Annotated in this window: 12 protein-coding genes; 6 read left to right on the plus strand and 6 right to left on the minus strand. The window is 73.1% G+C overall.

The window, feature by feature from the left end; all coding sequences use genetic code 11:
• Window positions 1-112: 112 nt before the first annotated feature.
• Window positions 113-1,066 (minus strand): aldo/keto reductase, encoded by a 954-nt coding sequence (locus AB0E96_RS32860; protein ID WP_359829444.1) that lies wholly within the window; start codon window positions 1,064-1,066, stop codon window positions 113-115.
• Window positions 1,067-1,565: 499 nt separating this feature from the next.
• Here AB0E96_RS32860 and AB0E96_RS32865 point away from each other — a divergent pair, with 499 nt between their 5' ends.
• Window positions 1,566-3,113 (plus strand): carbohydrate binding domain-containing protein, encoded by a 1,548-nt coding sequence (locus tag AB0E96_RS32865; RefSeq protein WP_359829445.1) that lies wholly within the window; start codon window positions 1,566-1,568, stop codon window positions 3,111-3,113.
• A 110-nt stretch (window positions 3,114-3,223) separates the two neighbouring features.
• A complete protein-coding gene (locus tag AB0E96_RS32870; RefSeq protein WP_359829446.1) occupies window positions 3,224-4,711 on the plus strand; it encodes an SDR family oxidoreductase in 1,488 nt (495 codons plus the stop codon).
• Between the two features lie 31 nt (window positions 4,712-4,742).
• On the opposite strand, the gene AB0E96_RS32875 is transcribed toward AB0E96_RS32870, so the two are convergent.
• Both AB0E96_RS32875 and AB0E96_RS32880 read right to left on the minus strand, forming a co-directional pair.
• The gene (locus tag AB0E96_RS32875; RefSeq protein ID WP_359829447.1) at window positions 4,743-5,180 is read right to left on the minus strand and encodes a hypothetical protein; all 438 of its coding nucleotides are present in this window, start codon (window positions 5,178-5,180) and stop codon (window positions 4,743-4,745) included.
• Window positions 5,181-5,251: 71 nt separating this feature from the next.
• Complete coding sequence (locus tag AB0E96_RS32880; protein WP_359829448.1) at window positions 5,252-5,995, minus strand: SDR family oxidoreductase; 744 nt, start codon at window positions 5,993-5,995, stop codon at window positions 5,252-5,254.
• A gap of 101 nt (window positions 5,996-6,096) precedes the next feature.
• Between AB0E96_RS32880 and AB0E96_RS32885 the strand changes: the two genes are divergently transcribed.
• Together AB0E96_RS32885 and AB0E96_RS32890 are read left to right on the plus strand one after the other, a co-directional pair.
• Window positions 6,097-6,747 carry a TetR/AcrR family transcriptional regulator gene (locus AB0E96_RS32885; protein WP_359829449.1) on the plus strand — a complete coding sequence of 217 codons (651 nt, stop codon included), beginning with the start codon at window positions 6,097-6,099 and terminating at the stop codon, window positions 6,745-6,747.
• Window positions 6,748-6,856: 109 nt separating this feature from the next.
• Window positions 6,857-7,159, plus strand: a complete 303-nt coding sequence (locus tag AB0E96_RS32890; RefSeq protein ID WP_359829450.1) for a hypothetical protein — start codon at window positions 6,857-6,859, stop codon at window positions 7,157-7,159.
• 15 nt (window positions 7,160-7,174) lie between these two features.
• Here the strand turns inward: AB0E96_RS32890 and AB0E96_RS32895 are convergent, their stop codons facing one another.
• Window positions 7,175-7,318 (minus strand): hypothetical protein, encoded by a 144-nt coding sequence (locus AB0E96_RS32895; protein WP_359829451.1) that lies wholly within the window; start codon window positions 7,316-7,318, stop codon window positions 7,175-7,177.
• A 100-nt stretch (window positions 7,319-7,418) separates the two neighbouring features.
• Here AB0E96_RS32895 and AB0E96_RS32900 point away from each other — a divergent pair, with 100 nt between their 5' ends.
• Window positions 7,419-7,826: a hypothetical protein gene (locus AB0E96_RS32900; protein ID WP_359829452.1), complete on the plus strand. Its 408-nt coding sequence runs from the start codon at window positions 7,419-7,421 to the stop codon at window positions 7,824-7,826.
• 40 nt (window positions 7,827-7,866) lie between these two features.
• Here AB0E96_RS32900 and AB0E96_RS32905 read toward each other — a convergent pair whose 3' ends face one another.
• Window positions 7,867-8,511 (minus strand): TetR/AcrR family transcriptional regulator, encoded by a 645-nt coding sequence (locus AB0E96_RS32905; protein ID WP_359829453.1) that lies wholly within the window; start codon window positions 8,509-8,511, stop codon window positions 7,867-7,869.
• Between the two features lie 133 nt (window positions 8,512-8,644).
• Here AB0E96_RS32905 and AB0E96_RS32910 point away from each other — a divergent pair, with 133 nt between their 5' ends.
• Window positions 8,645-9,664: a hypothetical protein gene (locus AB0E96_RS32910; RefSeq protein ID WP_359829454.1), complete on the plus strand. Its 1,020-nt coding sequence runs from the start codon at window positions 8,645-8,647 to the stop codon at window positions 9,662-9,664.
• A gap of 167 nt (window positions 9,665-9,831) precedes the next feature.
• Here AB0E96_RS32910 and AB0E96_RS32915 read toward each other — a convergent pair.
• Window positions 9,832-10,200 (minus strand): transposase (locus tag AB0E96_RS32915; RefSeq protein WP_359829455.1); only part of this gene is annotated, 369 nt, incomplete at its 5' end.

A 10,200-nucleotide genomic window follows, 5' to 3' on the forward strand; every position in this document is an offset into this window, starting at 1 on the left:
GTGCTGCTGGTCGACGTCCACCAGGCAATGCGCGCCCAGCGGGCCCGGCTGCGGGCCCAGCTGGTCCGCGAGCTGGAGACCGTGCTGGGGCCGCCCGCGCGGGCGGCGGCGCTCAGTAGCGCTCGCCGGCCGCGGCCGGCAGCGCGTCCAGCTCGGCCAGGTCCACCGCCGACAGCTCGATCCCGGCCGCCCCCACGTTGTCCACCAGGTAGCGCGGCGTCCTGGTGCCCGGGATCGGGAAGACGTACCGGCCCTGCGCCAGCACCCAGGCCAGCGCGACCTGCGCGGGGCTCGCGCCGATCCGCTCGGCGACCGCCCTGACCGCCCCGACCAGCTCCAGGTTGGTCCTCAGCGCGTCCTGCTGGAAGCGCGGCAGCCCACGCCGGAAGTCGTCGGCGGGCAGCTCGTCGAAGGACGTGATGCCCCCGGTCAGGAAGCCCCGGCCGAGCGGCGAGAAGGGCAGGAAGGCGATGCCCTGCTCCTCGGTGTACGGGAGCACGTCGGCCAGCACGTCCCGGGTCCACAGCGACAGTTCGGACTGCACCGAGGCCACCGGGTGCACGGACTGCGCCCGCTTGATCTCCTCGACCGTCGCCTCGGAGAGCCCGATGTTCCGGGCCTTGCCCGCCGCGACGACCTCGGCGAACGCGCCCCAGGTCTCCTCGATCGGGACGTCCGGGTCGACCCGGTGCAGCTGGTAGAGGTCGACGTGGTCGGTGCCCAGCCGACGCAGGCTCTCGTCGATCGAGCGGCGCACGTGCTCGGGCCGGCCGTTGCGCTCGTGCTGGCCCCCGCCGCCCGGCACGATGCCCACCTTGGTGGCCAGGAAGGCGCGCTCCCGGTACGGGCCGGCCAGCGCGGCGCCGACCACCTCCTCGTTGGTGTACGGGCCGTACATGTCGGCGGTGTCGATCAGGCCGACGCCGAGGTCCAGCGCCTGCCGGATCACCCGGACGGAGTTCTCGTCGTCCCGGCTCCGCACGTCGTAGGCCCAGGTCATGCCCATGCAGCCGAGACCGATGACGCCGATCTCCGGGCCGCCGGTACCGAACGAGGCGTTGCGCATGGCAGTGCTCCCATCGTGGGTCGCGTGGATTCGCGCGATGTCGCGTGTTGTCGCGGGTTGTCGCGAGATTTCGTGTGGTGGTGCGCGGTGGTGCGCGGTGGTGCGTGGTGGTGCGTGATCAACGCCTTCAGCTTTCACCTTGGAGTGCGCTCGAGGTCAAGCCCGCTCGGATCCGCCGCGCCGGTCGACGCTCTGTTCACGGCCGAACCGTCGTGGCCGAACCGTCGTGGCCGGCCGGCGGGATCGGCCACCACCACCGGCCACCAGGGAAGTCGGGGCCCATGCCGTTCCCCCGCCCGCACCGCGTCTTAACCGTTCCTAAAACCTGCCCCCGGTGAGGCGTACGGGTCCGGGAAGTGCTTGACGTGCACAGCTGGTCTAGTCCAGTTTGATGCTCAGCACCGCGCTCCTCCCGCACCGGACCACCCCCAGACCGCCGCCCGCCCCGTGTCTCCCCCCTCGCGGCGCGGGCGGCCACCACGTCCCGAGAGGCACCCCCATGCCCAGCGCGCCCCAGCACGCCCCCACGCACCGCCGCCCCGCCCGCCGGACCACCCTGCTGAGCCTCGCCGCCGCCACCGCGCTCGCCGCCGGCGGCCTGGCCGCGCTCGCCGGGAACGCCGGTGCCGCCGACGGCAACCTGCTCGCCAACGGCGGCCTGGAGAGCGGCGGGCTCAGCCCCTGGAGCTGTTCCGCCGGGACCGGCAGCGTGGTCAACTCCGGTGCGCACAGCGGGACGTACGCCCTCAAGGGAGCGGTGAGCGCGAGCGACACCGCGCAGTGCGGCCAGACCGTCGGCGTCCAGCCGAACACCACGTACACGCTCAGCGCCTGGGTGCAGGGCCAGTACGTCTACCTCGGCGCCACCGGCAGCGGCTTCACCGACCCGGCCACCTGGACCGCGGGCGGCGCCAACTGGCAGCAGCTGTCCACGAGTTTCACCACCGGACCGGCCACCACCAGCGTCACCGTGTACCTGCACGGCTGGTACGGACAGGGCGGCTACCTCGCCGACGACATCGTCCTGACCGGCCCCGGCGGCGGCAACCCGACCACGCCGCCGCCGACTTCGACCCCGCCGAGCCCGACCGGCACCCCGACCGGCACCCCGACCGGAACGCCCACCGGAACGCCCACCGGCGGCCCGACCACCCCGGCGCCGAACGTCGCGCTCCCGGTCGCCCCGTACATCGACATGGGCGCCTGGCCGACCCCTTCGATGCCGGACATGGCCAAGGCCGGCGGCCTCAAGAGCTACACCATGGGCTTCGTCACCGGCGTCGGCTGCAAGGCCAGCTGGTTCAACGCCTACGACCCGCGCACCGCCTGGGCCAAGGACCAGGTGGACGCGCTGCGCGCGGCCGGCGGCGACGTCAAGGTCTCCTTCGGCGGCGCCGCCGGCACCGAACTCGCCGCCGCCTGCACCACGGTGGACTCGCTGTTCGCCGAGTACGACGCCGTGGTGAACGCCTACGGCCTGCGCTACGTCGACTTCGACATCGAGGGCGCGGCCATCGCCGACACCGCCGCCAACGACCGCCGCTCCGCCGCGCTCGCCAAGCTCCAGCAGGCCCACCCCGGCCTCAGGGTCTCCTTCACCCTGCCCGTCCTGCCCGAGGGCCTGACCTCCGAGGGCGTCGCCATCGTCAAGTCCGCGCGGGACGCCGGGGTGGCCGTCGACGTGGTCAACATCATGGCGATGGACTACTACCGCGGCGGGACCGACTACGGCAACGCCGCGGTGCAGGCCGCGCAGTCGCTGTTCGGCCAGCTCAAGGCGCTCTACCCGGCGAATACCGACGCCCGGCTCTGGGCCATGGTCGGCGTCACCCCGATGATCGGCGAGAACGACGACCACCAGGTCTACAACCAGGCCGACGCCCAGCAGCTGGTGGCCTTCGCCCGGCAGAACCACATCGGGATGCTCTCCTTCTGGGACGCCACCCGGGACGCCAACGCCTGCACCGGGGGTTCGCTGTCCAAGTGCACCAACATCCCGCAGCAGCCGTACGAGTTCGCGAAGATCCTCGGCCAGTACGCGGGCTGAGCCCACGGGCCCGTCTGCGGCCACCGCCGCTCACCAGCGGAAATTGGCATCTCATCGTCCCGGACCGTCCACTACAGTCCCTCCCACCTGTACGGCACGAAGGGGCGGACATGACGGTCCGGGACGACCACGACCAGCTGATCACCATTCATCCGGCGAGCGGCACCGGCGCACACGCCGGCGGCGCGCGTGCCGGTAGCGCGTGCGCCGGTGAGGCGTACGCCGGTGACGCGCGTGCCGACGCCGGTGACGCGTGTGCCGACGCCGTCAGCGCGGAGGAACTCGCCGCGTTCAGCCGCACCCTCGGCCGGCTGCGCCGCCTGCCCTCCCACGACCTCACCCGGCTGCACGCCGAGCGGCAGCTCAGCTCCTTCGTGATGGAGAGCCGCAAGCGCCGCCGCCAGGAGGCCCGCGAGGCCGTGCGGCAGGCCGACGCCGAACTGCTCGCCGCCACCGCGACCGGCAGCCGCACCCGCCGCGAGGACGCGCCGCTGGCCGCCGCGGGCGGCCCGGTCGGCGAACTGCTCGTCCCGCACAAGTGCTACGTCTGCAAGCAGGCCTACCGCCGGGTCGACGGCTTCTACCACCGGCTCTGCCCCGACTGCGCGGCCGACAACACCACCCGCCGCGCCCTCGGCACCGACCTGCGCGGGCGCCGGGCGCTGCTGACCGGCGGGCGGGTGAAGATCGGCTTCCAGCTCGCCCTGATGATGCTGCGCGACGGCGCCGAGCTGATCGTCACCAGCCGCTTCCCGCAGGACACCGTCCGCCGCTTCCGCGCCGCCGAGGGCAGCGGGCAGTGGTGGGAGCGGCTCAGCGTGGTCGGCATCGACCTCCGCGACCCGCGCCAAGTCCTGGGCCTGACCGACCGGTTGCTCACCGACGGGCGACCGCTCGACATCCTGGTCAACAATGCCGCGCAGACCCTTCGGCGCCCACCGGAGTCGTACGCGCTGCTGGCCGCGGGTGAGCGGGACGCCCTGCCCGCCACCGACCGCCGGGCGATCGGCCACGCGCCCGGATTCCGTCCGCTCGCCGGGCCCGCCCGGCTCCCCTCGGGTGCCGGGTCGTTGCTGGACTTCACCGACGAGGCCGGGCTGCTGCCCGACCCGGCGCCGGCCAACTCCTGGTCCACCAAGCTCGGTTCGCTCGACCCGGCGGAGGTCCTGGAGACCCAGCTGGTCAACGCGCTGGCCCCGGCCCTGCTCTGCGACCGGCTGCTGCCCCTGCTGCTGTCCTCCCCGCACCCCGCCCGCTACATCGTCAACGTCTCCGCGGTGGAGGGCCGGTTCGCCGTCCGCAACAAGACCGCCCGGCACCCGCACACCAACATGGCGAAGGCCGCGCTCAACATGCTCACCCGCACCAGCGCGGCCGAACTCGCCGACCAGGGCGTGCACATGTGCGCCGTCGACACCGGGTGGATCACCGACGAGAACCCGGCGCCGCGGAAGGACCGGATCGCCGCCCGGGGGTTCCGCACCCCTCTGGACGTGGTGGACGGCGCGGCCCGGGTGTACGACCCGATCGTCCGCGGCGAGGCCGGGGATCCCGTGTCGGGGGTGTTCCTCAAGGACTACCGGGTCGCGGAGTGGTGACGCGCCCGCCCCGGCGGGCGACCGGGGCGGCTCAGGTGTCGTAGCAGCCGCACCAGGGGGCGTCGAAACCGAGGCCGTCCGGGTACAGCTCGAAGTGCACCCGGTCCTCCTCGTCGCCCTCCTCCACCTCCTCCACCTCGTCCTCCTCGTAGTCCTCGCGGACCAGGCCGAACAGCTCGCCGTCGACGTGCACGGAGAACGGGGCGATCGCGATGTCCCCGTACTCCCGGCCCGGCAGGGCGTCGAGCTCCTCCGCCAGCAACCGCTCGGCCCGCGCCGCGTCACCGGCGGGGCGTATCCGCGAGTCGAGGTGCCGGCCGGCGGCGTCGAAGAGGTGCAGGACGGCGCAGTACCGGCCGACGCCGAGGCAGAGCGCCGAGGCGAAGAACTGGCCGCCCTGCCAGCGGCCGATGGTGTCGGTGCGGTAGCCGGGCTGGTGACTGACCGGGATGACGTCGGGAACGTTCACGGTCGAACCGTAGGCGCCGCCTGTGACAACGGGCGCCGCCCGCGTCCATGGCCCGAGCGGCGCTGCCCGGCTCAGCGGCCGGTGGGGAGGTTCGCCCCGCCGGTGCAGTCGAACACCACACCCGTGACGAAGGTGTTGGCGGCCAGCATGTGGATCGCCCGTGCGACGTCCTCCGCGCGCCCGACCCGGCCGGCCGGGGTGGTGGCGGCGAGGCCCTGGAACAGGGCGGCCCGCTGATCGGCCGGGACACGGTCCCACCACGGGGTGTCGATCACGCCGGGCGAGACGGCGTTGACCCGCAGCGGGGCGAGCTCGACGGCCAGCGGCGGGACCATCGCCTCCAGGGCGCCGTTGATGGCGGCCAGTCCGGCGGTGCCGGGGAAGGCGGCGCGGGCCGAGGCGGCGGTGATCAGGGTGACGGAGCCGTCCTCGCGCAGGTGCGGGAGCGCGGCCTGGAGGACGCGCACCTGCGGCCAGAACTTGGCGTCGAAGCCGGTCGCGAGCTCCGCCAGGTCGAGCCGGGCGAACGGGCCGGCGCCGGCCGCGCCGCTGACCGCGACGACCAGGTGGTCCACCGTGCCGGTCCCGGCGAAGAACTCGGCCAGGGCCGCCGGGTCGGCCGCGTCCAGCCGGTGGCCGCTGCTCTTGCCGCCGATCCGGGCGACGGCGGCGTCCAGCCGGTCGCGGTCACGGCCGGTGACCACGACCTCGGCGCCGTCCGCAGCGAAGGCGGTGGCCGCGGCCTCGCCGATGCCCGAGCTGCCGCCCATGACGACGACGCGCTGTCCGGAGAAGAGGTTTGACGCAGTGCTCATGGTGGTGGGGCCCTTCGACTTGTCGAGACCGTTCGTTCCGACAATGATGGTTGTCGAGACTGTTAGTCTTGTCAAGCGGGGGCAGAAGGAAAGGGAGCACCATGAGCGAGACCCAGGACGCCGAAGCGGACGCCGAAGCGGACGCCGGAACGGCAGCCGAGACCGCTTCGCCCGCGCGCCCGCACACCGGCCGCCGCCGCAACGAGGCCGCCCACCGGGCGATCCTCGACGCCGCCCTGCACCTCCTCGCGGAGTCCGACGGCACACCCGTCACCATCGACGCCATCGCCCGCACCGCCGGCGTCGGCAAGCAGACCGTCTACCGGTGGTGGCCCTCCAAGGGCGCCGTCCTGCTCGACGCCCTCACCGACCGCGCCGACCAGGACGTCCACGGCCCCGACACCGGCGACCTCGGCGCCGACCTGCGGGCCTTCATCACCACCACCTTCGAGGCCGCCCAGCACGACACCACCGCCTCCGCGCTGCGCACCGTCGCCCGCGAGGCCGCCCGCGACCCCCACCTCGCCGAACTGATGCGCGGCTTCACCGCCGCCCGCCGCGGCGCGCTCCGCGAGCTCCTCGCCAGAGGCCGCGAGCGCGGCGAACTGGCCGAGCACGCCGACCTGGATCTCATCGCGGACCAGGTCTACGGGGTCTTCTGGTACCGCTTCCTGCTCGGCCACGCCACCCTGGACGCGGACACCGCGGAGCGGCTCGCCTCCTCGCTGACCAGGGGGAACGCGCCCGGCTAGGAGCCACCCGGTCCATCATTGACGGCACGCCCTGCCTGCTGCACGAGGAGCCCATGACGGCGGCCCGAAGTCGATTGCCGGAAACCCGCCGCCGCGCGAGCATCGTCGGATGGACACGGATGAGGGTCGGAAGCTGATCCGGGTTGTGCAGACCTGTTCCGCCAGCCCGTCACAGTGGGACGCCTGGACGGAAGACGGCCAGTACCTGTACCTCCGGTACCGGCACGGCGAGGGCTGCGTCGAGTGGCACCCCGGGCCTGACGATGACGCCGACACACCGGAGTCCTGGAACGAAGGCCGCTCGGGGCTCCTCGTCGAATGGGACGACGGCACCGACGGTGGTGCCATCGACCTTGAGGACTTCCTCGCAGCAGCGGGCTTGGCGCTGGCGCCGGGCGCCTCTGTGCGTTGAGGTCGTGGCACGCGGTCAGGTGCGAAGCCGGATGATGAGGGCAGCCGCGGCGTCGGCGCCGAGGACGACGTCGCCGCGCTTGACGCAGCGAGCCGCGACGGCCCGGAGCCGTTTCAGGCGGTTGATGCCCCGTTCGACGGTATTGCGCTTCTCCGGCAACGGGTAACTGGGCAAGTGCCTCTCCGGCCTTCGGCATCGGCCTGGCCGGGGCGCGCCGCCGTTCGTAGCATGACGGGCAACCAACCACGGGAGGGCCCTCATGAACCGCAGTAGAACGACCTGGCTCGCCGCCCCCGCGCTGGCCGCGGGGATGCTGCTCGGCGCGGCTCCGGCGCACGCGAGCACCGGAGTGCGGGTCGACAGCGTGAACGTCCCCTACGGCTCGGCGATGACGGTGTACATCGACGTCGCGTACTCCTGCGAGGCCGGCGGGCCGGCCCGGGCCGCCGCCGTCATCGCCGAGGACCCGCGCACCGGCGCCCTCGGCACCACCCGGTTCGCCCCGAAGTGCACGGGCGCGACCGTGCAGACGAGCGTCCACGTCACGGTCGTGAACCGGAGCAACTACGTCGCCGGCGACACCGCGGTCGTCCGCTTCTCACTGCTCGACGTGAACGGCGGCGAGGCCGTCGGGACCATCGCCCGACTCACCATCGGCACCGCCTGACACGGCCACCGACGGTCACCCCGGCCGTCGGCTCCGGCCGTCACTCCGGAAGTTCCCCGCCGTCCGGCCGCGCGGACGACCGGCCGGACGGGCCCTGGCCGAGCGGGGCGCGCCCGCGCACCAGCGGCAGGTACACCTCGTCCACGATCTCCACCAGGACGTCGTCCGGCGCGGTCGGCACCCCGCGCACCACGAACTCGTTGCGCAGCAGCACCACCGCCACCGTCGCCACCCGGGGGTGCAGCGCCTCGGGGGCCGCCTCGCCGCGGGCGACCGCGCGGCCCAGCACGGTGAGCCAGGGCGCGGCCGAGGCGTCGCCGGACTGGTCCTGCAGCTGCGACAGGAACTCGGCCGCGCCGCCGGCCGCGGCCAGCAGCTCGCGCAGCACGGAGCCCAGCGGGGAACTCCAGTGGCGGTTCGCCTGGCGCAGCAACTCCAGTACGTCGCCGCGCAGTTCGCCGGTGTCGGGGACCGGGGAGGCCTTCGCGAGCTGCTTGTACGCGGCGAGGCCGAGCGCCAGGCGGTTGGGCCAGCGGCGGTAGATGGCGTTCTTGTTGGTGCCGGCGCGGGCGGCGACCTTGTCCATGGTCAGCCCGGCGTACCCGCCCTCGGCGAGTTCCTCGACCGCCGCGCCCAGGATCGCCTCTTCCAGCGCTGCTCCGCGCCGCCGCGTCTGCCCGGCCATGCCGCCGCCCTCTCCGTGGAGCCCTCCGCGGACCTCTCCGCGGACCGCCCCATCCTTCTTGCCGTCGGCGCCACCCGGCAACTAGGGTACTTGGCGTACCGTAAATCCCCTCTCACCGAAAAGGCGGAAGAACGTGCGCACCAAGGGAATCAGCTACGACACCGGATTCATCAGGAACGGAATCTCCTCCCGAACCCGCTTCGACCCTGAAGTGGTCGAACGCGAGATGAGGATCATCCGGGACGAGCTGCACTGCAACGCGGTCCGCATCATGGGCGGCGACGCCGACCGGATCGAACTCGCCGCCCGGTGCGCCGCCGCTCTCGGCCTGGAGATCTGGTACTCACCGTACCCTCTGGAGCAGACCGCCGAGGAGATGCTGGAGCTGTTCGCCGACTGCGCCGAGCGCGCGGAGCGACTGCGCCGGGACGGGGCCGAGGTGGTCTTCGTGACCGGCGCCGAACTCAGCCTGATGAACCCGGGCTTCCTGCCCGGAGCCGACACGGCGGAGCGGGTCGCCCTGCTCGCCCGGCCCGAGCAGCTGCGCGAACAGCTCGGACCGGTCAGCCGCCGGGTCAACACCTTCCTCGGCCGGGCGGTGGCCGCGGTGCGCGCACGCTTCGGCGGCCGGGTAACGTACGCCGCGGTGCCGCTGGAGCGGGTGGACTGGGAACCCTTCGACCTGGTCTCACTGGACCTGTACCGCGACGCCGGGACCGCCGACCGCTTCGCCGCCGGCGTCCGCGGGCTGACCGCCCAGGGCAAGCCGGTCGCCGTCACCGAGTTCGGCTCCGCCACCTACCGCGGCGCCGGCGACCACGGCGCCCGCGGCCTGGACATCGTCGAGTACGACGCCGACGGACCGGTCCGTCTCGACGGCAGCTACCAACGCGACGAGGCCGGACAGGCCGCCTACCTCCGTGAACTGCTGGAAGCCTTCGACACCGGCGGCATCGACGCCACCTTCGTCTTCACCCTCGCCCTCTACGACCACGTCCATCGCCCGCACGGCGACCCCCGCGACGACCTCGACCTCGCCAGCTACGGCATCACCAAGACCTACGAGGACCACCCGGGCACCACCCACCCCGGCGTCCCCTGGGACCCGAAGGAAGCCTTCTTCACCCTCGCCGAGTACTACGCCGCCCACTGACCCACCCTCCCCACCCCGCTGCGCGAGAAGTCGGCCCATCCGACTTCTCGCGTGGCATCCCTGGGCAGGCCCCGCCTCCGCCCCCAGGCCCTTCAAGCACCTGCGCAGCACTGCACAGAAAGTCGGCCCCGCGATTCTGCTGGCGAAGTATTTGATCTGGGTCGGGCTCAAGCCGTCGTTGTGATGCCGTGTTGGGTGCAGAGTGTGTGGATGCGGGTGGGGCGGCGGCTTGGTGTGGTGGTGGTGTCGAAGTGGGCGCCGAGTCGGCGGATGTTGACGGCCATGCCGGTGAGGACGTTCTGGAGGTGGGTTTTGGCGAGGCCCCTGTAGCGGGATCGTCGCAGGCCGGGGCCTCGGACTGCTTGTGAGACGGTGCCCTCGATGCCGGCGCGGGCCCGGTAGGTCTCGCGCCATCGGGGGGTGTCCTGTTCGGCCTGCATCCGGGTCCGGGCGGTGTGGATCGGTTCGGGGTGGATCTCCAGGACCCGGCCGAGGTGAGGGGCCGCGGTGGTGCACTGGGCGCGGATCGGGCAGGG

Origin of the sequence: Kitasatospora sp. NPDC036755, assembly GCF_040636595.1 — a bacterium.
Taxonomy (GTDB): Bacteria; Actinomycetota; Actinomycetes; order Streptomycetales; family Streptomycetaceae; genus Kitasatospora.